The organism is Pseudomonas sp. 34 E 7 (assembly GCF_900005715.1).
Lineage (GTDB): Bacteria > Pseudomonadota > Gammaproteobacteria > Pseudomonadales > Pseudomonadaceae > Aquipseudomonas > Aquipseudomonas orientalis_A.
The window spans coordinates 21,315-44,276 of sequence record NZ_CVTX01000190.1 but is presented as its reverse complement, the minus strand read 5'-3'; the positions used below and the strand labels follow the sequence as shown (position 1 = coordinate 44,276).

20 protein-coding genes are annotated in these 22,962 nt (G+C 61.6%); 10 read left to right on the top strand and 10 right to left on the bottom strand.

Annotated features, from left to right (window positions below):
- Positions 1–114 precede the first annotated feature (114 nt).
- The 3 genes from BFP96_RS27285 (at position 115) to BFP96_RS27275 (ending at position 3,317) form a co-directional block, all read left to right on the top strand.
- A complete protein-coding gene (locus BFP96_RS27285) occupies positions 115–663 on the top strand; it encodes a cupin domain-containing protein (RefSeq protein ID WP_065886958.1) in 549 nt (182 codons plus the stop codon).
- Positions 664–843: 180 nt separating this feature from the next.
- Entirely contained in the window at positions 844–1,260 is a 417-nt protein-coding gene (locus tag BFP96_RS27280; RefSeq protein ID WP_065893963.1) for a c-type cytochrome, read from the top strand.
- Positions 1,261–1,394: 134 nt separating this feature from the next.
- On the top strand, positions 1,395–3,317 hold the full coding sequence (locus tag BFP96_RS27275; protein ID WP_065937394.1) for an acetyl-CoA hydrolase/transferase C-terminal domain-containing protein: 1,923 nt from the start codon (positions 1,395–1,397) through the stop codon (positions 3,315–3,317).
- A 584-nt stretch (positions 3,318–3,901) separates the two neighbouring features.
- Here the strand turns inward: BFP96_RS27275 and BFP96_RS27270 are convergent.
- Positions 3,902–4,471 (bottom strand): xanthine phosphoribosyltransferase, encoded by a 570-nt coding sequence (locus BFP96_RS27270; protein WP_003176890.1) that lies wholly within the window; start codon positions 4,469–4,471, stop codon positions 3,902–3,904.
- Between the two features lie 58 nt (positions 4,472–4,529).
- Positions 4,530–6,539 carry a DNA helicase Rep gene (gene rep, locus BFP96_RS27265; RefSeq protein WP_065893961.1) on the bottom strand — a complete coding sequence of 670 codons (2,010 nt, stop codon included), beginning with the start codon at positions 6,537–6,539 and terminating at the stop codon, positions 4,530–4,532.
- Between the two features lie 266 nt (positions 6,540–6,805).
- Between rep and BFP96_RS27260 the strand changes: the two genes are divergently transcribed.
- The gene (locus tag BFP96_RS27260) at positions 6,806–8,470 is read left to right on the top strand and encodes a putative bifunctional diguanylate cyclase/phosphodiesterase (RefSeq protein WP_065898094.1); all 1,665 of its coding nucleotides are present in this window, start codon (positions 6,806–6,808) and stop codon (positions 8,468–8,470) included.
- A 67-nt stretch (positions 8,471–8,537) separates the two neighbouring features.
- Here the strand turns inward: BFP96_RS27260 and BFP96_RS27255 are convergent, their stop codons facing one another.
- Complete coding sequence (locus BFP96_RS27255; RefSeq protein ID WP_065898095.1) at positions 8,538–9,941, bottom strand: NorM family multidrug efflux MATE transporter; 1,404 nt, start codon at positions 9,939–9,941, stop codon at positions 8,538–8,540.
- Positions 9,942–10,092: 151 nt separating this feature from the next.
- Between BFP96_RS27255 and BFP96_RS27250 the strand changes: the two genes are divergently transcribed.
- Both BFP96_RS27250 and BFP96_RS27245 read left to right on the top strand, forming a co-directional pair.
- Positions 10,093–11,013 carry a LysR substrate-binding domain-containing protein gene (locus BFP96_RS27250; protein WP_065893958.1) on the top strand — a complete coding sequence of 307 codons (921 nt, stop codon included), beginning with the start codon at positions 10,093–10,095 and terminating at the stop codon, positions 11,011–11,013.
- Between the two features lie 178 nt (positions 11,014–11,191).
- On the top strand, positions 11,192–13,168 hold the full coding sequence (locus BFP96_RS27245) for a methyl-accepting chemotaxis protein (RefSeq protein WP_065898096.1): 1,977 nt from the start codon (positions 11,192–11,194) through the stop codon (positions 13,166–13,168).
- 5 nt (positions 13,169–13,173) lie between these two features.
- Here the strand turns inward: BFP96_RS27245 and BFP96_RS27240 are convergent, their stop codons facing one another.
- Positions 13,174–14,670, bottom strand: a complete 1,497-nt coding sequence (locus BFP96_RS27240; protein WP_065937393.1) for a YifB family Mg chelatase-like AAA ATPase — start codon at positions 14,668–14,670, stop codon at positions 13,174–13,176.
- Positions 14,671–14,950: 280 nt separating this feature from the next.
- Positions 14,951–15,214, bottom strand: a complete 264-nt coding sequence (locus BFP96_RS27235) for an accessory factor UbiK family protein (RefSeq protein ID WP_003195432.1) — start codon at positions 15,212–15,214, stop codon at positions 14,951–14,953.
- A gap of 420 nt (positions 15,215–15,634) precedes the next feature.
- On the opposite strand from BFP96_RS27235, the gene glnK reads away from it, so the two are divergent.
- From glnK to sutA, 4 genes are all read left to right on the top strand, one after another.
- Complete coding sequence (gene glnK / locus BFP96_RS27230; protein WP_002555808.1) at positions 15,635–15,973, top strand: P-II family nitrogen regulator; 339 nt, start codon at positions 15,635–15,637, stop codon at positions 15,971–15,973.
- Positions 15,974–16,008: 35 nt separating this feature from the next.
- The gene (locus tag BFP96_RS27225) at positions 16,009–17,349 is read left to right on the top strand and encodes an ammonium transporter (protein ID WP_065886966.1); all 1,341 of its coding nucleotides are present in this window, start codon (positions 16,009–16,011) and stop codon (positions 17,347–17,349) included.
- A gap of 210 nt (positions 17,350–17,559) precedes the next feature.
- Positions 17,560–17,985: a secondary thiamine-phosphate synthase enzyme YjbQ gene (locus tag BFP96_RS27220; protein WP_065886967.1), complete on the top strand. Its 426-nt coding sequence runs from the start codon at positions 17,560–17,562 to the stop codon at positions 17,983–17,985.
- Between the two features lie 102 nt (positions 17,986–18,087).
- Positions 18,088–18,420, top strand: coding sequence for a transcriptional regulator SutA (gene sutA, locus BFP96_RS27215; protein WP_065886968.1), 333 nt, complete (start codon positions 18,088–18,090; stop codon positions 18,418–18,420).
- A 132-nt stretch (positions 18,421–18,552) separates the two neighbouring features.
- On the opposite strand, the gene BFP96_RS27210 is transcribed toward sutA, so the two are convergent.
- Genes BFP96_RS27210 through lysA form a run of 5 tightly spaced genes read right to left on the bottom strand, consistent with a single transcriptional unit; the run spans position 18,553 to position 22,958 of the window.
- The gene (locus tag BFP96_RS27210; protein WP_065937392.1) at positions 18,553–19,248 is read right to left on the bottom strand and encodes an HAD family hydrolase; all 696 of its coding nucleotides are present in this window, start codon (positions 19,246–19,248) and stop codon (positions 18,553–18,555) included.
- Positions 19,245–20,144, bottom strand: coding sequence for a tyrosine recombinase XerC (xerC, locus tag BFP96_RS27205; protein WP_065886970.1), 900 nt, complete (start codon positions 20,142–20,144; stop codon positions 19,245–19,247). The genes BFP96_RS27210 and xerC overlap by 4 nt, the downstream gene beginning before the upstream one ends.
- 2 nt (positions 20,145–20,146) lie before the next feature.
- The gene (locus BFP96_RS27200) at positions 20,147–20,863 is read right to left on the bottom strand and encodes a DUF484 family protein (protein ID WP_065886971.1); all 717 of its coding nucleotides are present in this window, start codon (positions 20,861–20,863) and stop codon (positions 20,147–20,149) included.
- Between the two features lie 13 nt (positions 20,864–20,876).
- The gene (dapF, locus tag BFP96_RS27195; protein WP_065937391.1) at positions 20,877–21,707 is read right to left on the bottom strand and encodes a diaminopimelate epimerase; all 831 of its coding nucleotides are present in this window, start codon (positions 21,705–21,707) and stop codon (positions 20,877–20,879) included.
- Between the two features lie 3 nt (positions 21,708–21,710).
- Positions 21,711–22,958, bottom strand: coding sequence for a diaminopimelate decarboxylase (gene lysA, locus BFP96_RS27190; RefSeq protein WP_065898100.1), 1,248 nt, complete (start codon positions 22,956–22,958; stop codon positions 21,711–21,713).
- Positions 22,959–22,962: the final 4 nt, after the last annotated feature.

The window sequence follows — 22,962 nt, the reverse complement described above, 5'->3', positions numbered from 1 at the left end:
GCCAGGTACGAATGCCGCTGCCCAGGATTTAGGCCCAAGTGTTGTAAATACTGAACGCTGTCGCCATGATAACGCTCAATTACAACAAAGCCTGAATCCCAGGAGGCACCTGCATTGGACGTCGGCGAACGACTGCAATCCATCCGTAAACTCAAAGGTCTTTCCCAGCGCGAGCTTGCCAAGCGCGCGGGCGTCACCAACAGCACCATTTCGATGATCGAGAAAAACAGCGTCAGCCCCTCGATCAGTTCCCTGCGCAAGGTACTGGGCGGCATTCCCATGTCCATGGTGGAATTCTTTTCCGAAGAGATCCTCCAGGAAATACCCACGCAGGTCGTCTATAAAGCCAATGAGCTGATCGACATCTCCGACGGTGCCGTGACCATGAAGCTGGTAGGCCGAGCGCACCCGAGCCGGGCAATCGCGTTCCTCAATGAAATCTACCCGCCAGGCGCCGACACGGGCGAAGAAATGCTCACCCATGAAGGCGAAGAAACCGGAATCCTGGTGGAAGGGCGCCTGGAGCTGGTGGTCGGTCTTGAAACTTTTGTGCTCGAAGCAGGCGATAGCTACTACTTTGAAAGTACCAAGCCCCATCGTTTTCGCAATCCGTTCGACGTGCCGGCGCGACTAATCAGCGCAGCCACACCGGCGAACTTTTAAAACAGAAGGCGCCCTGCCAGCGTTGCAGGGTTCGCGCAGCTGTAAACCGTGAGGCTGAATCTCCCTTTATTTAATAGGGTTGTTTCGGCCAGGCGGGCTAACCGCTATACTTTCGCCGCCTGCGAAACCGTGGCCGCAGGCGTGAATAGCCACCATGAGGGTGAACGCGTGAACCTAATTATGAAAATGCTGGCTGCACCAGCAACCGTACTGGCCCTGTGGGCTGGCAGCGCTCAAGCTGCGACCAACGATGACATCGCCAAGCGCCTGGAGCCTGTGGGCCAGGTTTGTGTCCAGGGCCAGGAATGCAAGGGCATGGAGGTTGCTGTGGCGGCGGGTGGCGGCGGCGGTGCCAAGACGCCGGATGAAGTGATCGCCAAACATTGCAACGCATGCCATGGCACTGGCCTGCTGAGTGCGCCGAAAATCGGCGATGCCGCAGACTGGGGTAAACGTGCCAAAGAGCAGGGCGGCCTCGACGGGCTGCTTGCAAAGGCCATCACCGGTATCAATGCCATGCCGCCGAAAGGCACCTGCGCCGATTGCTCGGATGATGAGCTAAAGGGTGCGATCGAGAAGATGTCCGGCTTGAAATAAACCGATCTTCGTCAAAACAGCCGCTTACGGGCGGCTTTTTTGTGCCCCAGATTTGTGTTTCAACGCTGTTCTTTGCAGCAAAGACCCGCCACGCTCTGTCCAACCCCTAATCATGGAATGTTCAGGAGGGTCGGATGGTGCAGTTGTGTTCAATCGAGCAAGCAGTTGACGACGTACTGGCGCGGTTGCCGGCGCATATCCACATGGGCATGCCGCTGGGCTTGGGCAAGCCCAACCTGTTCGTCAATGCGCTGTACCGGCGCATTGCCAAGTTGCCCGAGCGGGCGCTGACCATCTACACCGCGCTGAGCCTGGGTCGCCCGTCCCTGGGGGACGGGTTGCAGAAGCGCTTTCTCGAACCTTTTATCGAGCGCGTGTTTGGCGATTATCCCGAACTGGATTTCCTCGCGGACCTGCACAAGGGCAGCCTGCCGAAGAATATCCGCGTGCAACAGTTCTTCATGCAGCCCGGCAGCCTGCTCCACAGCGACTCGGCGCAGCAGGATTATGTCAGCAGCAACTACAGCCATGCCGCCCGCGATATCAATGCCGCCGGCCTGAACCTGGTGGCGCAGCTGGTTGCCAGCAGCGCCGAGCATCCCGACCGCCTGAGCCTGAGCTGCAACCCGGATATCACCCTCGATCTGCTCCCCATGATCGCCAAGCGCCGCGAAGCCGGGGAAACCATTCTGGTGGTTGGCCAGGTTCACACTGAATTGCCCTACATGCCCGGCGATGCGGAATTGGGCATGGACGCATTCGACTACCTGCTCGACGAAAAAGACAGCACCACGCTGTTTTCCACGCCCAACATGCCGGTGGGGTTCCAGGACCATTTTATCGGCCTGCATGCCAGTACCCTGGTTCGCGATGGCGGCACCTTGCAGATCGGCATCGGCTCCATGGGCGATGCGCTGACCGCCGCCTTGCTGGCGCGCCAGGCCGACAACGAAGCCTATCGATTGCTGCTGACCGACCTGGATGTGTACCAGTGGGCGCCCTTGATCAGTCGTGAGGGTGGCGTCGATCCGTTCGCCCGGGGCCTTTATGGTTGCAGCGAAATGTTCGTCAACGGCATGCTGGTGCTGGCGGATGCCGGCATCATCCGGCGCAAGGTTTACCCGGATGTGGCGACCCAGGAGCAAGCCAATGCCGGGCTGCTCGACGATGCGGCGCAGCCCGATGGCATCTCCATCCATGGCGGTTTCTTCCTTGGCCCGCGCAGTTTCTACCAGCGCTTGCAGGAGATGAGCCACGCCAAGCGGCTGCAATTCAACATGACCCGCATCAGCTATATCAACGAGCTGTACGGCCAGGAAGAACTCAAGCGTTTGCAGCGCCAGGATGCACGATTCGTCAACAGTGCGATCATGGTGACGTTGCTCGGTGCCGGTGTGGCCGACCAGTTGGAAGATGGCCGGGTGCTCAGTGGCGTGGGCGGGCAGTACAACTTCGTTGCCCAGGGCCACGCGCTGGAGGATGCGCGTTCGATCCTGATCCTGCGCAGCTGGCGCGAGTCGGGGGGAGAGGTCAGTTCCAATATCGTCTGGGAATATGGCCATTGCACCATTCCCCGGCACCTGCGCGATATCGTCATTACCGAGTACGGCATTGCCGACTTGCGGGGGCAGGCGGATGCCAAGGTGATTGAAGCGTTGCTCAATATCACTGACTCGCGCTTCCAGGACGATTTGATCGAGCAGGCGCAAAAGGCCGGCAAGCTGCCCAAGGATTTCAAGCTGGACCCGCGTTTTGCCGACAACACACCGCAACGGCTCCAGGCGATTCAGGCCAGGCACCGACGCCTGTTCCCGGAGTACCCGTTGGGCAGTGACTTTACGGACGAGGAGCGGGACCTGCTGCGGGCGCTGAACTGGCTCAAAAGCAAATTCAAGCTCACGGAGATGCTGGAACTGGGCAAGGCGGCGCTGGATGCACCGGAGCCGGAGGCGTTTCCCGAGCACCTTGAGCGGATGCGCTTGGATCAGCCGGAGGGATTCAAGGAAGACCTGTACCAGCGCCTGTTACTCGCCGGCCTCCAGGCCACCGCACACTAAAAGCCAATAGCGAGCAAATGTGGGAGGGGGCTTGCCCCCGATGACCATAGGTATCTACACAACTCTGTAGCGCTCAACCGTAACCACGATGCGAAGCGAGTCGCTCTTGATCTTGATCTGCTTTTGATCTTAGGCGCCCCGTTAAACCACGCTGGCCGAACGCAGGCTTGAATCCGTGGGTAACCCGGCAGGACGCCGGGTTAGCCGCACTGGGCCATGGATGGCCCATTGCGGCGGCCCACGGATTCAAGCCTGCGTTCGGGCACACCGAGCCTAGGCGAGGTGCCGAGTGGTGGGGCAAGAGCGTTTTGCTTACTTTTGCGCTTTTCAAAAGTGAGCCGCTGTAAAAGCGGAACCATTAGCAGCCGTTACCGCAGAAACGGATATGTACTCGATCTGATCCAACATCCTGGTCGGCCCAGAGGCCGCCATCGGGGGCAAGCCCCCTCCCACAGGGTCCCGCGGGGTACCTAAAAGTTGTGTAGATACTCATGCCCCGATGACAGTGTGTCAGTCAACACATTGGGTGACTGATACACCGCTATCGGGAGCAAGCCCCCTCCCACATTTTGAGCCGCGTTGATTCAGATGAAGGTCACCACCCCACCGGCCAGCGACTTCACCCGCGCCAGCGATTCAACCCGATAACCCTGCGCATCCAGCTCGGCACGGCCGCCCTGGAACGACTTCTCGATCACAATGCCCAAGCCGGCCACGGTCGCGCCGGCCTGCTTGATGATCGAAATCAGCGCCTGGGACGCCTTGCCATTGGCCAGGAAGTCATCGATGACCAGCACGCGGTCGCTGCTGGTCAAGTGGCGCGGGGAGATCGCCACGGTGCTTTCGGTTTTCTTGGTGAAGGAATACACCGTCGCCGACAGCAGGTTTTCGGTGAGGGTCAGGGACTGCTGCTTGCGCGCGAAGATCACGGGCACGCCGAGGTTCAGGCCGGTCATGATCGCCGGGGCGATGCCCGAGGCTTCGATGGTGACGATCTTGGTGATGCCCGAGTCCTTGAACAGCGCGGCGAATTCGTCGCCGATCAGTTTCATCAGTGCCGGGTCGATCTGGTGGTTCAGAAAGGCGTCAACCTTGAGTACCTGATCGGAAAGCACGATGCCTTCTTCGCGAATTTTCTTGTGCAGTGCTTCCACGGAAAGCTTCCTCTGATGGCGCAACAGGCGCCGAAAGTAGATTAAAAAGTAGTCGATTCTAGCGCTTTAACATCGCGCGTATATCGGCCAGGGCGCTGTTGCCGCGAACGGCTTTCACCTCGGTCGGGGTGTCGTCGTTGCCTTCCCAGGCCAGGTCATCCGGCGGCAGCTCATCGAGGAACCGGCTGGGGGCACAATCGATGATTTCGCCGTATTGCTTGCGCTTGGCGGCGAAAGTGAAGGCCAGTGTCTGACGCGCGCGGGTAATCCCCACGTAGGCCAGGCGCCGTTCTTCCTCGATGGTGTCGGCTTCGATGCTGGAGCGGTGCGGGAGAATTTCCTCTTCCATGCCCATGATGAACACGTAGGGGAATTCCAGTCCCTTGGACGCATGCAAGGTCATCATCTGCACCCCTTCGGCGCCGTCTTCCTCTTCCTGCTGGCGCTCGAGCATGTCGCGCAGCACCAGCTTGCCGATGGCGTCTTCGACGGTCATTTCACCGTCTTCGTCTTTTTCCAGGGTGTTCTTCAGGGCTTCGATCAGGAACCAGACGTTGCCCATGCGGTAGTCCGCGGCCTTGTCGCTGGAACTGTTGGTGCGCAGCCAGTTTTCATAGTCGATGTCCATGACCATGCTGCGCAAGGCACTGATCGGGTCTTCGCCGGCGCACTGCTCACGGACCTTGTCCATGAAGCGCTTGAAGCGCGACAGGCGATCGGTGAAGCGCGTGTCCAGGTGTTCGCCCAAGCCGATTTCGTCGGTAGCGGCGTACATCGAGATCTTGCGTTCGGTGGCGTAGTTGCCGAGCTTTTCCAGGGTCGTCGAACCGATTTCCCGACGCGGCACGTTGATCACGCGCAGGAAGGCGTTGTCGTCATCCGGGTTCACGATCAGGCGGAAGTAGGCCATCAGGTCTTTGACTTCCTGGCGCCCGAAGAAGCTGTTGCCGCCCGACAGGCGATACGGCACCTGGTGGTGCTGCAATTTCAGTTCGATCAGCTTGGCCTGATAGTTGCCGCGATACAGGATCGCAAAGTCGCTGTAAGGGCGGTCGGTGCGCAGGTGCAGGCTGAGGATTTCCACCGCCACGCGCTCGGCTTCGGCGTCTTCGTTGCGGCAGCGGATCACACGGATTTCGTCGCCATGACCCATCTCGCTCCACAGTTGTTTTTCAAACTCGTGGGGGTTGTTGGAAATCAGCACGTTGGCGCAGCGCAGGATACGGCTGGTGGAGCGGTAGTTCTGCTCCAGCATCACCACTTTCAGCGACGGATAGTCGTCCTTGAGCAGCATCAGGTTTTCCGGGCGGGCGCCGCGCCAGGCGTAGATCGACTGGTCATCGTCGCCCACCACGGTGAACTGATTGCGCGTGCCGATCAGCAGCTTCACCAGCAGGTATTGGCTGGCGTTGGTGTCCTGGTATTCGTCCACCAGCAGGTAGCGCACCTTGTTCTGCCACTTTTCCAGGATGTCCTTGTGTTCCTGGAACAGTTTGACCGGCAGCAGAATCAGGTCGTCGAAGTCCACCGCGTTGAACGCCTTGAGCGTGCGCTGGTAGTGGGTGTAGACGATGGCGGCGGTCTGCTCCTTGGGATTGCGCGCGGCTTCCAGGGCTTCGGCGGGCAGGACCAGGTCGTTTTTCCAGGCGCCGATCATGTTCTTGATCTCGTCGACGCCGTCGTCGCCCGCGTATTCCTTCTGCATGATGTCGGTCATCAAGGCTTTGACGTCGGTCTCGTCGAAGATCGAGAAACCCGGCTTGTAGCCCAGCCGCGCATGTTCCTTGCGGATGATGTTCAGCCCCAGGTTGTGGAACGTGCACACGGTGAGGCCACGGCCTTCGCCACCCTTGAGCAGGGTGCCGACACGCTCTTTCATTTCCCGCGCCGCCTTGTTGGTGAAGGTCATGGCGACGATGTACTGGGCGCGGATGCCGCAGTTCTGGATCAGGTGCGCGATCTTGCGGGTAATCACGCTGGTCTTGCCGGAGCCAGCACCGGCGAGCACCAATAGAGGGCCGCCGACGTAGTTCACGGCTTCTTGCTGCCGGGGATTGAGTCGGGACATACAGAGTTCAGGGAGTCGTTATTCAAAAGGGCGGGCATTTTAACAGGCTGGCAAGATTCTGCTGCCTTAGAACGACGGTGTGACGTACCACTCGATCTAAATTTGCCGGTTTTGTTACTTTGCCGCAGGATGTCGTGGGTATCGCAACTATTTTTCACAGTCTGCGTGTTTGATAACACCTATCATTGGTCATGCATTTGTTATCGTCAGGCCGCACGTCATAATGCCCGCCGCCAACGAATTTTTGCAGAGTCTAGGGAGCTAGCTTGTCTACGCCTGTCGAACCCTTGCGTTTGCTGCTGCTGGCCGATACGCCGGCGTGGGCAGCGTTGTTGCGCGAGTGCCTGGCGCCGATGGGCGATGGGGCTGTGCTGATCAGTGCACCCAGTTGGGACTCGGTGAGTCGTCTGTTCGACGACGATCACGAAGCGGTGCTCTTGACCACGCCCAACCTGCAACCCGGTCCCGGTCGTTGCAGCCTGCCGTGTGTATTGCTGCTGGAACAGGAACCACTGGTTGCGCCGCTCGGCGTCAGCGATTGGCTGATCCATTCTGCGCTGGACGCCGGTACCTTGCGCCGCTGCCTGCGCCATGTGCGCGAGCGTGGCGTGCTGGAAAACACGTTGCAGCGCCTGGCCGAACAGGATCCGCTGACCGGTATTGCCAATCGTCAGGGTTTCCAGACCTTGCTGGCGGCACGGCTGGCGGAAAACGAAGGCCGCGGCCTGGCCCTCGGTCATCTGGACCTGGACAATTTCCGTCACGCCAACGATGCCCTCGGTCACCAGGCCGGCGACCGCTTGATCCTGCAGGTGGTCTCACGGCTCAAGAGCCAGCTTGAAGCCGGTGATCAACTGGCGCGCCTGGGCAGCGATGAGTTCGCGCTGCTGATCGACACCCGCCGTGCGCCCCAGCGCGCCGAATGGATGGCCGAACGCATCACCGAAGTCATGGCTGAGCCTTACTGGGTGGACGGCGAGAGCCTGCTGATCGGCTGCAGTTTGGGTGTGGCGCATGCCCGGGCCCGCGCCGGGGCCGACCCGTTGATGTGGCACGCCCATATCGCCATGCAACAGGCCAAAAGCACCCAGGGCTGTACCTTTCATATCTTCAACGAACGCATCAACCGCAACGCGCGCAGCCTGGCCGACCTGGAAAGCGAGTTGCGCCGTGCCTTGCGCCGCGATGAGCTGGAGCTGCATTACCAGCCGCGCCTGGACCTGGATGACGGGCATATCGTCGGCCTCGAGGCCCTGGTGCGCTGGCGCCATGGCGAGCGTGGACTGTTGCCGCCGAGCGAGTTCGTGCCCTTGGCCGAGCAGAGCGGCCTGATCGTGCCGCTGGGGTACTGGGTGATTTCCCGGGCCCTGCGCGACATGCAGGACCTGCGCGAACGCGGCCTGCCGGCGTTGCACATGGCCGTCAACCTGTCGTTTCGCCAGTTCCAGGACAGCCAATTGCTCTCGACACTCAGCCGGCTGATTGCCGAGCGCGGCGTGGAAGCACAATGGCTGGAGTTCGAGCTGACCGAAACCGCCGTGATGCGTCGCAGCGACCTGGTTAAACAGACCATGGACGCCCTCGGCCGCCTCGGTGTGCGGTTTTCCCTGGATGACTTTGGTACCGGTTTCTCATCGTTTGTGCACCTCAACAGCCTGCCGATTGCCTTGTTGAAGATCGACAAGAGCTTCGTCGGTGGCATGGAAGAGCGCGAAGAGAATCGCAAGCTGGTACACGCCATGATCAACCTGGCCCATAACCTCAACCTGGAAGTGGTGGCCGAAGGCGTGGAAACCCCTGAGCAGCTTGAGCTTCTGAGACTGTTTGGTTGCGATCAGGCCCAGGGTTACCTGATCAGTAAACCGTTGCCGTTGACTGAGCTGGTGGAGTATCTGACCTCCGGCAAAAGCCAGCAGGCGTTGTTGGGCTGAGTTGTAAACTCGGTCAGACCTGTGGGAGGGGGCAAGCCCCCTCCCACAGGTCTGACCGAGCAGGGCTTTACTCTGTCTGTGCCGCCTGAAAGGCAGGCTGTATGTCCGGTTCTCGCCGAATCATCCGCTTCATCTTCGCCTCGAACGCCCAGGTCAGGCTCACCGCCGCGCACGCCAACCCCAACGCCAGGCCCCACCACACACCGGTCGGCCCCCAGCCCAGGGTGAACGCCATCAACCAGGCTGCTGGCGCGCCGATCAGCCAGTAGCAACCGAGCCCCACCAGGAACGTGGTCTTGGCGTCCTTGAGGCCGCGGATGCAGCCCATGGCAATGGTCTGCACACCATCGAACAGCTCGAACCAGGCGGCGACGGCCAGCAGGCTGACGGCCAGGACGATGACATCATGAAACGCCGGATCGTCATGGTCGAGGAACAGCCCGATCAGCGGGTCGGCAGACAGCCAGAACACCAGGGCAAACCCCAGCATCAACAGGGCACCAAAGCCGATGCCGACCCGTCCGGCCATGCGTGCCCGCAGCAACTGCCCGGCGCCATAATGCTGGCCGATACGCATGGTCACCGCGTAGGACATCCCCGCCGGAACCATGAACGCCACCGAGACGATCTGCAGGGCAATCTGGTGCGCCGCCAACTGCGTACTGCCCATGGTGCCCATGCACAGCGCCGCAAACGCGAACAGCCCGACTTCCACCGCATAGGTGCCCCCAATCGGCAGGCCCAGGCGCCACAACTCGCGCAGGTACCGGGTATTGAGGCGCAGCAGCCCGCTGCTCAGTGGATAGGCGGCGTAGGTGCGGTTGCTGCGGATGTACCACATCAGTGCCAACGCCATGCCATTGGCGACGATGGCTGTGACCAGGCCAATGCCCATCAGCCCGAGTTTGGGCAGGCCGAACATGCCTTCGATCAGCGCGTGATTGAGCAGGTAGTTGACCACCGTGCCGCACAGGCTGATGACCATCACCGGGGTGGCTTTGCCGATGGCGCTGGTGAAGCCGCGCAGTGCCATGAAGCTCAGATAGCCGGGCAGGGCGAACGGCAGCAGGGTCAGAAATTGCCCGGCGGCCTGCACGTTGGTTTCGGTCTGGCCGAACATCAGCAGCACCGGCTTGAGGTTCCACAGCAGCAGCGCCGCCGCCAGGGCCATCAACCAGGCGAGCCACAGCCCGGCCTGGGTCAGCCGGGTGGCGCCGTCGATGTCGCCCGCGCCGTGACGGATGGCCACAAGGGTGCCCACTGCCGCGATCACGCCGATGCAGAAAATCGCCACGAACGAATAGCTCGCCGCGCCCAGGCCACCGCCGGCCAGGGCTTCGGGGCTCAAGCGCGCCATCATCAGGGTGTCGGTCAACACCATCAGCATGTGCGCCAACTGTGAGGCAATCAACGGCCCCGCCAGCCGCAGAATGGCCCAGAGTTCGGTACGTGCCGGATGCTGCATGATCATCGCTCTCGAAATGTCAGGGAGGTGGGGAGGGTTGATTCTCGGCGCTTTCGGCGCATTGCACAAAGGGATAAAAGCGATCGTTTGCATGATTAAAACTCATGCCTGATCGATTCTGGTAGGGTTTGGCCATTGCGCTGTCGGAGTCATCAAAATGTCTCGTCGTCTTCCCCCGCTTTATGCCCTGCGGGCATTCGAGGCCGCGTCCCGTCACCACTCCTTCACCCGCGCGGCGCAGGAGTTGTCGATTACCCAGAGTGCGGTCAGCCGGCATATCCGTACCCTCGAAGAGCATTTCGCCTGCCGGCTGTTCCAGCGCAGCGGCCGTACCTTGCAACTCACCGAGGCGGCGCGCTTGTTGCTGCCCGGCGTGCGCGAAGGCTTCGCCGCCCTGGAGCGCGCCTGCCATACCCTGAACGCCGAAGATGACATCTTGCGCATGAAGGCACCGTCCACCCTGACCATGCGCTGGCTGTTGGCGCGGTTGAGCCGCTTTCGGGCCCTGCAGCCGGGCAATGAAGTGCAGCTCACCAGCGCGTGGATGAACATCGATGAAGTGGACTTCAATCAGGAACCGTTCGATTGCGCAGTGTTGCTCAGTAACGGACACTTTCCGGCGGACTGGGAGGCCAGCCACCTGTTTGCCGAAATGCTGATTCCGGTGGGCGCGCCCAATCTATTGGATGACGGCCCCTGGGACGTGCAGCGGCTGGCAACGGCCGAACTGCTGCACCCGACACCGGACCGGCGTGACTGGCGTTACTGGCTGGAGCACATGGGGCTGACCTCCCGGGTCTCGCTCAAGGGTGGGCAGGTGTTCGACACGCTGGAGCTGGGCATGATCGCTGCCGCGCGCGGCTATGGCGTGTCCATGGGAGACCTGTTGATGGTGGCCGAGGACGTCGCCCAGAAACGCTTGAGCCTGCCGTGGCCAACGGCCGTCGCCAGCGGGGAAAGTTATTACCTGGTGTGGCCGAAAACCCGGCCCGGGGGTGAGCGCTTGCGGCGCCTGGCGGAGTTTCTGCAGAGCGAGGTGCAGGCGATGGTCTTGCCCGCGGTGACTCGCCTCGAATGAAGGGGTTGGTCTATGCACGGCAATCGATTGCGTCATACCTCTGTGAATCGCTCAAGTATTGTGAAACCGCGCCGAAGTAGGTGTGCTGGACCAATCGTGCCCCAACGTTTCCCACTAGATAATTCGCCGAGCAGCGCTAAGAGATCAGGATGATCCTGGCCTCGGCTCAGGAGCTGTCATGTCTCAACCTCGCGCTCGGATCGCTTCCCAGTTAGGCCTCGCATTAGCCGTGATTCTGGCGGTCGTCATCAGCGGCAGTACCGTTTTCGCACTACGCTCGCTCGATACCGCCAACCTCGCGACCCGTGAGGAGCACCTGGCCAGCGAGGCGCGTTTGCTCGCCGACCAGCTCAATACCTTCCACAGCACCTTGCGCGAGAGCACTCAGCGTTTGAGCGGGCTGTTTGAAAAGCGCTTCGGCGCCGGTTTGAGCGTGCGTGCGGACCAGCCTGTCGCCGTGGCCGGTGTACAAACCCCAAGCCTGTACCTGGGCGGCGAGTTGCTGAACAACAACTTCGGCGAAGTGGACGAATTCAAGGACATGTCCGGCGGCGTGGCCACGGTGTTCGTGCGCAGCGGCGATGACTTCATCCGTATCAGCACCTCCCTGACCAAGCAGGATGGCAACCGCGCCATCGGCACCGTGCTGGATCGCCAGGGCCCGGCCTACCAGCGTGTGTTCAACGGGCAGGCCTATATCGGCCGGGCCGTGTTGTTCGATCGCTCCTATATGACCCAGTACAGCCCGGTGCGTGATGCCAGCGGAAAAGTCATCGCGGTATTGTTCATCGGCTTCGACTACACCGACGAACAAAAAGCCCAGTTCGACAACCTCAAGCGCTTCCGTATCGGCCAGACCGGTTCCTTGTCGCTGCTGGATGAGCAGAAGCACTGGTTGGTGCCGCCGGCCGGTGTGCAAGCCTTGGATCAAGCTGTCGCCGTGATGCTCGACTTGGCGAAGAAACCCGGTGAAGGCCGCTTCTGGAGTGACAAGAACGAAGATTTCTACAGCGTGTCGGTCCCCTTCGAGGGCGGCCCTTGGGCGGTCGTGGCAAGTATGCCCAAGGCCGAGATTCGTGCCGTGACGTGGGACGTGGGGATGCGCCTGGTCATTGGCAGCGTGCTGGCCATGCTGTTGGCTGTGGGGGCCACGGTATGGCTGTTGCGCAGCAAGCTCGCGCCATTGAGTGACCTGGTGCGTCAGGCTGAAGCGCTCGGCGCAGGTGATCTGAGTGCGCGCCTGAATGTCTCCAGCCATGACGAAATCGGCCAGTTGGCGCGCAGCTTCAACCAGATGGGCGAGGCACTGTCGACCATGGTTTCGCACATCCGCAAGGCGGCTGAAGAGGTCAACAGCCGGGCCCAGGCGCTGTCGGGGTTGTCTGGCGGCGCCTATGAAGGCATGGAGCAGCAGTCCGGCGAAATCACCAGCATGGCCGGCGCGGTGGAAGAATTCAGCGCCACCTCGCTGAATATCGCCGACAACATGGGCAATACCGAGCGTCTGGCCCAGGAAAATGCCCAGCAGACCCGTATCGGGCGTACCTCGATGGAAGAAGCGTCGTCGTCCCTGGAACATATCGCCACCGCGCTGAACAGCACCGCTACGGTGATCAACACCCTGGGCCAGCGCTCCCAGGAAATCGGCGGTATCGTCGGCGTGATTACCTCGATTGCCGAACAGACCAACCTGCTCGCGCTCAATGCCGCCATCGAAGCGGCCCGCGCCGGTGAGCAAGGTCGCGGCTTTGCCGTGGTCGCAGACGAAGTGCGCAACCTGGCCTCGCGCACCCGCCAGGCCACCGATGAAATTTCCGTAATGATCCAGAGCATCCAGCAGGAAACCGGCAATGCCATCAGTACCATGGAGCACGGCAACGTGTTGATGCAGGAAGGCCTGTCGCGCAACGCGGATGTGGCCTCGGCCCTGGCGCGCATCGACGAGCAGAGCCGCTCGGCCGGTCAGCAGTTCGCCGCAATCACCACCGCCACCCAGGAGCAGAGCAGCACCGCGACGTTGCTCAGCAGTAATTTGCAAAGCATCGCACTGGCCAACAGCGAGCAGCGTGAAGTGGTGTCGAACCTGGCGATCACCGCCAAAGAGCTGGAAACCCTGGCGGCGGGCTTGCGGCATGAGGTGGATCGCTTCCGCTAAGCCACTCAAGAGCTCGCTGCCGGGCGGTATTGCAAGGCCTCTTGCAAATGGTGGCGAGCGATGGCGTCTTGTTGTTCCAGGTCCGCCAACGTACGCGCCACCTTGAGCAAGCGATGAGCCGCGCGCAACGACAGCGTCAGCCGCTCGCAGGCGTTCTCCAGCCAGCCTTCGTCGACCTTCGCCAGCGTGCAGTACTCGCGCAGCCCCGGCAGGTCGAGGAAGGCATTGGCGCAGCCCTGGCGTCGTTGCTGGCGTTCCCGTGCGTCGGCCACCAAGGCGGCCGTTTTCGCGGTGGTGTCATCGGTCTGTTGTGCCGGGCTCAGCGCCGTGGCTTCTCGCGCCACCGTCAGGTGCAGGTCGATCCGGTCCAGCAACGGCCCCGAGAGCTTGTTGCGATAGCGCTGTATCTGTTCCGGCGTACACCGGCAACGGCCGCTGGGTTCGCCCATATAACCGCACGGGCAGGGGTTCATCGCCGCGACCAGTTGAAAGCGCGCCGGGAAGCTCACCCGGTCACGGGCGCGGGAAATCACGATATGTCCCGACTCAAGCGGCTCGCGCAGGACTTCCAGCACCTTGCGGTCAAATTCCGGCAATTCATCCAGGAACAACACGCCGTGGTGGGCCAGGGTGATTTCCCCCGGTTGCGGCTTCGAGCCGCCGCCGACCAGCGCAGGGCCCGAGGCCGAATGGTGCGGCTGGCGAAACGGCCGGTGCGGCCAATGGCTCAACGGTGCCAGGCTGACCACCGATTGAATCGCCGCGACTTCCAGCGCTTCCTGCTCACTGAGCGGTGGCAGCAACCCCGGCAGGCGGCTGGCGAGCAGCGTCTTGCCGGTGCCGGGCGGGCCGCTGAGCAGCAGGTTATGCGCCCCCGCCGCCGCGATCAGCAGCGCTCGCTTGGCAGCCATTTGGCCCTGGACTTCGCTGAGGTCCGGGTAAGGTTTGTTCAGGTACAACAGGCCGTCCGACCGGTAGGGCTCGATCGGCACATGCCCATTCAAGTGCGCCACCACCTGTAGCAAGTGATCCACCGCAATCACCGTCAACCCTGACGCCAGGCACGCCTCCTCAGCGTTTGCCCTGGGCACTATCAAGGTGCGCCCGGCCTTGCGCGCCGCCAAGGCGGCCGGCAACACGCCTTTGACCGCGCGTACTTCGCCGGACAGCGCCAACTCCCCCAGGCACTCGACCTCATCGAGCATCAGCGCCGGCACCTGCACGCTGGCCGCCAGGATCCCCAGGGCAATCGCCAGATCAAAACGCCCGCCGTCCTTGGGCAGGTCGGCGGGCGCCAGGTTGAGCGTGATGCGCCGCGCCGGGTACTGCAGGGCCGAGTTGAGAATGGCGCTGCGCACGCGGTCCTTGCTTTCCTTCACCGCAGCTTCCGGCAAGCCCACCAGCGTCAGTGACGGCAACCCATTGGCCATATGCACTTCAACAGTGACGGCGGGGGCTTCGACGCCGACCTGGGCGCGGCTGTGAACGATGGCGAGGGACATGCTCGATCCTTGAATGGGGGGCCGCTTCCTGCGGATTATTCAAGGGTAGACGAGGTGGGAATAAGGATGGCGGGGAGGTTTTACAGAACGTATCCAGACAACGAAGTGAGGGAGGGGGCAAGCCCTGATGCCAAGGCTTTTTGTAGGAGCGAGCTTGCTCGCGAAAAACTCACGGGCACCGCGTTCATTCAGGAAGCACGCGTTATCGTTAACATTTTTCGCGAGCAAGCTCGCTCCTACAGGGGGCGGCATCAGGGCTTGCCTCCCACACTCATCGGGTTTATTCGGCCGATGGGGGCGTCAGCCGCGCTTCCAGTTCCGCTACCTTCGCTTCCAGGCTCTCAAGCCGTGCACGCGTGCGGGCCAACACCACCATCTGGCTGTCGAATTCTTCACGGCTGACCAGGTCGAGCTTGCTGAAGCCACTTTGCAGCAGGGCCTTGAACTGGCTTTCGATTTCGTTGCGGGGCAGCGGGGTGTCGCCGCTGAACAGGCGAGAGGCGTGGCCGCTCAGGGCGTCGAGGAAGTCTTTGGGCGCGAGCATGGGAAATATTCCGGAAAACAGTTGGCCGGCAGTGTATCACGCAGCGTCTATAGTCTTTTCATGGCCCGGCACGCACGCTTTTCGCGCATAGGGATGGGCGGTCGCGCACTGTTTTGATGCGCATCGCCGTCGCCGGAGCGCCCCGCAGATGGGCATAAGTGGGCAACGGACTGATTTCAGTGATTTTTACGGAGCTGGCAAGGTTTCTGCTTAGACGATCATGACCCATGCACTGATGCAGTCGCTGTGACGAATGCAGTGCGCCGACGGATCAGGGGTACAGGTTTCGTCACCAGTGGTTCGCTGGCGTCGCCACGGTAATACGCAGGCGACGATGCGTTACAAAGCCAGGCACTGCGCTTAGACTTGAGACGGGTTTGTTTTCCTGGGGCAAGTCCACCAATTCGGGAGAGAGTTTTCATGAAGCTAGTCACTGCCATCATCAAGCCGTTCAAGCTGGACGACGTACGCGAGTCACTGTCCGAGATCGGCGTGCAGGGCATTACCGTCACTGAGGTCAAGGGCTTCGGTCGGCAGAAGGGTCATACCGAGCTGTATCGCGGTGCGGAATACGTGGTCGATTTCCTGCCGAAGGTGAAGATTGATGTCGCCATTGACGACAAGGATCTTGACCGGGTTATCGAGGCGATAACCAAGGCCGCCAACACCGGCAAGATCGGTGACGGCAAGATCTTCGTGGTCAATCTGGAACAGGCTATCCGCATTCGTACCGGCGAAACCGATACCGACGCAATCTAAGCCGCCAAACCCCAACGCCCCAGGAGAAAAACACTATGACTCTGCGTAAATTCGCAGGGCTCGGAGCCCTGTTGTCCATCGTAATGCCAAGCCTTGCCATGGCGGCGGACGAAGTGGCGGCTCCAGTCCTCAACTCCGGCGATACCGCCTGGATGCTGACCGCCACCGCACTGGTGCTGTTCATGACCATTCCTGGCCTGGCGCTGTTCTACGGCGGTATGGTCCGCTCCAAAAATATCCTGTCGGTGATGATGCAGTGCTTCGCCATCACTGGCCTGATCAGCATTCTGTGGGTTGTCTACGGCTACAGCATTGCGTTCGATACCACCGGTATGGAACAGGGCGTCGTCAACTTCAACTCCTTCTTCGGCGGCATGGGCAAGGCATTCCTGGCGGGCGTCACTCCGGCCAGCATCACCGGGCCTGCGGCGCTGTTCCCGGAAGCGGTGTTCATCACCTTCCAGATGACGTTTGCCATCATCACTCCGGCGCTGATCGTCGGTGCATTCGCCGAGCGCATGAAGTTTTCCGCGATGCTGATCTTCATGGCCATCTGGTTCACCCTGGTCTATGCGCCGATTGCGCACATGGTCTGGAGCGGCAACGGCGGCCTGATGTGGGACTGGGGTGTGCTGGATTTCGCCGGTGGCACCGTGGTGCACATCAACGCCGGTGTGGCTGGCCTGGTGGCGTGCATCGTGCTCGGCAAGCGCAAAGGCTTCCCGACCACCCCGATGGCACCGCACAACCTGGGTTACACCTTGATCGGCGCGGCCATGCTGTGGATCGGCTGGTTCGGCTTCAACGCCGGTTCCGCTGCCGCGGCCAACGGCACGGCCGGTATGGCGATGCTGGTCACCCAGATCGCCACTGCCGCCGCTGCGCTGGGCTGGATGTTCGCCGAGTGGATCACCCACGGTAAGCCAAGCGCACTGGGCATCGCCTCGGGCGTAGTGGCCGGCCTGGTCGCAATCACTCCAGCTGCCGGCACCGTGGGCCCGATGGGCGCTTTGGTCATCGGCCTGGCAGCGGGTGTGGTGTGCTTCTTCTGCGCCACTACTCTCAAACGCAAGCTGGGATACGACGATTCCCTGGACGCCTTCGGCGTGCACGGTATCGGCGGTATCCTCGGCGCGATCCTGACCGGCGTGTTCGCGGCTCCATCGATGGGTGGCTTCAATGCCGCTACCACCGACATCGCTGCACAGGTCTGGATCCAGTGCAAAGGGGTCGGCTTCACCGTGATCTACACGGCGATTGTCACCTACGTCATTCTCAAGGTACTGGACATGGTCATGGGCCTGCGGGTCACTGAAGAGGAAGAGGCGGTCGGCCTCGATCTGGCGCAACACAACGAGCGCGGTTACAACTTGTAATTACGCGAAAAAAAGATGCCCGGCTTGCCGGGCATTTTTTTGCCTGGCGTTTGTCTTTGACTATAAGTTGCATGGGTTTTCCATCGACTTTGTGGTGCGATCCACACGGCACTTTCAAGGGTGCGAATGTCTTACAGGCATGTGGGCGTATTCGGCACTTTGTTTTTTTCCAGAGCGCGCTAGAATGCGCGCCGATGGGCGGAGAACTGTATGTGGCAACAGACCCTGATTACGCTGCGGGCCAAGCCCCGGGGCTTTCACCTGGTGACCGACGAGTTGCTTGCCGGCCTGCCTGAATTGAAGGCCTGCCGCGTGGGCCTGTTGCATCTGTGGCTGCAGCACACCTCGGCCTCGTTGACGGTCAACGAGAATGCCGATCCGGCGGTCCGCCGCGACTTCGAACGTTTTTTCAACCTGCTGGTGCCGCAAGGCCAGGCAGGCTTCGAACACAACGACGAAGGCCCGGATGATCTGCCGGCGCACTTCAAGGCCAGTCTCCTGGGCTGCCAGCTGAGTTTGCCGGTGAAGGCCGGCCGCTTGGCGATGGGGACCTGGCAAGGTGTTTATCTGGGCGAGCACCGTGATCATGGCGGTGCTCGTAAAGTCCTCGCCACCTTGCACGGTGAAGGGGCATAAGCCACTGGTGATCCAGTGGATGTTGATTTTTTTCCGGCGGCCTCGACAGAGGGTAAAGCTGGGCTATAACTAATCTGCTTTTCGCAAGTCATGAGGTAGAACATGAGCGACGATGATCTGGAAAACGACGACCTTGAAGTAGGTGACGAAGAGGACACTGAAGACAGTCTTGAAGTGGCGGCTGATGACGTTGCTGAAGACCTCGAGGACAGTGCTGCCGACGATGCCGCTCCCAAGGCCAAAGGCAAGGCCAAGGCTGCTGTTTCGGTAGACGAGCTGCCCAGCGTTGAGGCCAAGAACAAAGAGCGCGATGCCCTGGCCCGAGCGATGGAAGAATTCCTCGCCAAAGGCGGCAAAGTGGTCGAGGTCGAGCCCAATGTGGTTGCGGATCCACCGAAGAAGCCGGATAACAAGTACGGCAGCCGTCCCATCTGAGGTCAGCTGACTGCTTGTAAGAAGAAGCCCGCCGTCGCTGCGGGTTTTTTCATGCCTGGTGAATTACTCGAGCCTTGTGGTGATTCAACTGTGGGAGGGGGCAAGCCCCCTCCCACAGTTGGATCTCCAGTGTTACTGCCAACTGCGCAGCAACGCCGGCAACTCCGTCAGGCTGCGAATCTCTGCATCAGGGCGCTTATCTGCTTCCCATGCCTTGGCGCTGGGGTTAAACCACACCGCCCGTAACCCCGCCTGCTGCGCGCCGGCGATGTCATCCCCGGGGTGATCGCCCACATGCACCGCCGCACTGGCGTCCACACCGCCGCGCTGCAACGCTTCCTCAAACAACCGCGCATCCGGCTTGGCGATACCGATGTCTTCAGCGCGCAGGGCAAAGTGGAAGTAGTCCGCCAGGCCTACACGTTGTACGTCGGCATTGCCGTTGGTGATCACCCCCAGGAGGAAGTGCTGGCGTAGCGCTTTGAGCATCGGTTCGGCTTCGGGGAAGACCGTGAGCTGGTGCCGCGCATGAATGAACGCCTCAAAACACACATCGGCCATCTCTGTCGCTTCGGGCTGCGGATAGCCGGCCTCTTCGAACGCATGCAGCAATACGCGATGGCGCAGGACGCTGATGCGGTGTTTGAGCTCAGGATGACGTTCCAGCACCTGTTGGCGCAGGTTGGCGAAATGCTCCAGGGGCAGGTCGCCGACCCTGGATGCATTGACCGCCAACCATTCGCGCATTGACGCTTCGGCGCTGATGATGACGGGTACGTTGTCCCAGAGCGTGTCGTCCAGGTCGAAGGTGATCAGCTTGATGCTCATGAGTCGCCGCCCTTGATGCGTTTGGCCCGTGGATGGGCGCTGTCGTACACCGTTGCCAGGTGCTGGAAGTCGAGGTGGGTGTAGATTTGCGTGGTCTTGATATCGGCGTGGCCGAGCAGCTCCTGGACCGCGCGCAGGTCCTGGGATGACTCCAGCATATGGCTGGCAAAAGAGTGCCTGAGCATATGCGGGTGCAGGTTTTGCCCCAGTTCGCGTTCGCCGGCGGCCTTCACGCGCAGCTGAATGGCCCGTGGCCCCAGGCGTCGGCCTTGTTGGCTGATGAATACCGCGTCGTCTTTCGGATTGGCCAGCGCACGTAACGGCAGCCACAGCTGCAGGGCTTCGCGAGCCTTCCTGCCGACGGGCAGCACGCGCGTCTTGCTGCCTTTACCCAGCACCTGCACCAGCCCATCGGCCAGGTCCAGTTGCTCAAGGTTCAGGCCGGTCAGCTCCGACAGGCGCAGGCCCGAGGAGTAGAACAGTTCGAGGATCGCCTGGTCGCGATGGGCAAGGAAGTCATCCTCGATCGCGCCATCCAGCAGTTGCAGGGCGCGGTCGGTGTCCAGGGTCTTGGGCAGGCGTCGCTCGCCTTTGGGCGGCGACAGGCCGTTGGCCGGGTCGTGGTCGCACAGGCCCTCGCGGTTGAGGTAGTGATAGAGGCCGCGTACCGCTGAGAGCAGGCGCGACAGGCTGCGCGAGGACTGGCCTTGCTGGTGCAGCCGTGCGACCAGGCTGCGCAGGCCCTGGATATCCAGGGCTTTCCAGCTGGCAACCTGCTGTTTTTCGCAATAGGCCAGGACCTTGTTCAAGTCCCGCCGGTAGGCTTGCAGGGTATGAGGCGACACCTGGCGCTCGTTGCGCAGGTGAGCGCAGTAAGCGTCCAGTTGCCGTTCCATGGCTAGCGCACCGCGCGCAGGGCAGTGGTGAAACGCGGCAGGACGCGGCCCAGCACTTCGGCGATATAGGTCAGGAACAGGGTGCCCACCGAGCTTTTATAGTGCGCCGGATCACGGCTGGCAATGGCCAGTACGCCGTGCAGGCCTTGGTGGCTGAGGGCAACCACGGCGGTAGAGCCGATCTGTTTGCGCTGTTCGGCGCCGAACAGGAAATCCAGTTCATGCTCGCGCAGCGTACCGCTGATGGTCTTGCCTTCCGAAAGCAGGCCGCCGATAGCGGTCTGTGCTTCGCCACCGCTGACCCAGCGACCTACCGGCATTGGGTTATCGCTGAACAGGATGAGGCTGACAAATGGCACCTGGAAGTCCTGGCGCAGGCTGTCTTCCACCGCCATCACTGTTTCTTCCAGGCTGGCGGCGTCCATCAGGGTCAGGATCAGGCGACGGGTCTTTTCGAACAGGCGATCGTTGTCGCGAGCGACGTCCATCAGGTGCGAAAGGCGGTGGCGCATTTCGATATTGCGCTCGCGCAGGATTTTCATCTGCCGCTCCACCAACGACACGGTATCGCCGCGTTGGTGAGGGATGCGCAAGGCCGGGAGCAATTCTTCGTGCTCGACGAAGAAGTCCGGATGAGCCTCAAGGTACGCCGCAACCGCAGCGGCCTCCAGGCTTTCACTCGAGGTGACGGGGGCGGGTACTTGAGGCTTATCGGTCATTGGCTTGGCTCACTCATAGACGGACCTGTCCTTCGTATACACGCGTGGCCGGCCCGGTCATCATCACCGGGTGGCCAGGGCCTGCCCATTCGATGGACAAGCGTCCACCCGGCAGGTCGATCAACAGCGGCGAATCCATCCACCCCTGGCTGATCGCGGCCACGGCAGCGGCGCAGGCGCCGGTGCCGCAGGCCTGGGTTTCGCCGGCGCCGCGTTCCCACACACGCAATTGCGCACGGGAACGGTCGATCACCTGCAGGAAGCCCAAGTTGACCCGCGCCGTAAAGCGCGGGTGATGTTCGATCTTCGGCCCCAGTTCGTGCACGGGTGCATTGTTGATGTCGTTGACGCGCAGCACCGCATGGGGGTTGCCCATGGACACAGCCGCGATATCGACCGTGTTGCCGTCCACGTCCAGCGCATAACTGAGGGCCTGCTCGGGCGCCTGGAACGGAATGTCCGCCGGCACCAGGCGTGGCGCGCCCATGTTGACGCTGATCTGGCCGTCACTGCGCACATCCAGTTCGATCACGCCGCCCTTGGTTTCGACGCGAATCTGGCGCTTGGCGGTCAAACGCTTGTCCAGCACAAAGCGCGCGAAGCAGCGCGCACCGTTGCCGCACTGTTCCACTTCGGAGCCGTCGGAGTTGAAGATCCGATAACGGAAGTCCACCTCCGGGTTGGTCGGCGCTTCCACCAGCAGCAGTTGGTCGAAGCCGATACCGGTATGGCGGTCGCCCCATTGTTTGGCGTGCTTGGGCAGGATGTGCGCGTGCTGGCTGACCAGGTCGAGAACCATGAAGTCATTGCCCAGCCCGTGCATCTTGGTAAAACGCAGCAGCATGGCTTACTCCGGCAGCGGGCTTTCGCCAGCATACAACTCGGCTACCGTCTCGCGGCGACGCACTTCAAACGCTTGATCACCGTCCACCAGCACCTCGGCGGCGCGGCCGCGAGTGTTGTAGTTGGAACTCATGACAAACCCATAGGCACCGGCCGAATGCACGGCCAGCAGGTCGCCTTCCTCCAGGGCCAGCTGACGATCCTTGGCCAGGAAGTCGCCGGTCTCACAGATCGGGCCGACAATGTCGTACGCACGCGCCTGGCTGTGGCGCGGCGCCACTGCCGTGACGTTCATCCAGGCCTGGTACAGCGCCGGGCGGATCAGGTCGTTCATCGCCGCGTCGACGATGGCGAAGTCCTTGTGCTCGGTGTGCTTGAGGTACTCGACCTGGGTCAGCAGTACACCGGCGTTGGCGACGATATAGCGGCCCGGCTCGAACATCAGCGTCAGGTCGCGCCCTTCGATACGCTCGCGCACGGCCTTGATGTAGTCGGCAATCAGCGGCGGCTCTTCATCGCGATAACGCACGCCCACACCCCCACCGAGATCGATGTGATGCAGGTAGATGCCGCAGTCGCCCAGGCGGTCGATCAGCGCCAGCAGGCGGTCCAGGGCATCCAGGAACGGCGGCAGGGTGGTCAGTTGCGAGCCGATATGGCAGTCGACGCCCAGCACGTCCAGGTTCGGCAATTGCGCGGCGCGGATGTACACGTCTTCGGCGTCGGCGATGGCGATGCCGAACTTGTTCTCTTTGAGACCGGTGGAAATGTACGGGTGAGTGCCGGCGTCGACGTCCGGATTGACGCGCAGGGAGATCGGCGCGCGAACGCCCAGCTCGGCGGCCACGACCTGCAGGCGCTCCAGTTCGTCGGTGGACTCGATGTTGAAGCAATGCACGCCCACTTCCAGGGCGCGACGCATGTCTTCGCGGCTCTTGCCGACGCCGGAGAACACGATCTTGTCGGCCTGGCCGCCAGCGGCCAATACCCGTTCCAGCTCGCCACGGGACACAATGTCGAAACCGGCGCCAAGGCGCGCCAGGACATTGAGCACGCCCAGGTTGGAGTTGGCTTTGACCGCGTAGCACACCAGATGCGGCACGCCTTCGAGCGAGTCGGTGAACGAGCGGTATTGCGCTTCGATATGGGCGCGCGAATACACATAGGTCGGGGTACCAAAGCGCTGGGCAATCGCGGACAGCGCCACGCCTTCCGCGAACAGCTCGCCGTCCCGGTAGTTAAAAGCGTCCATGGGG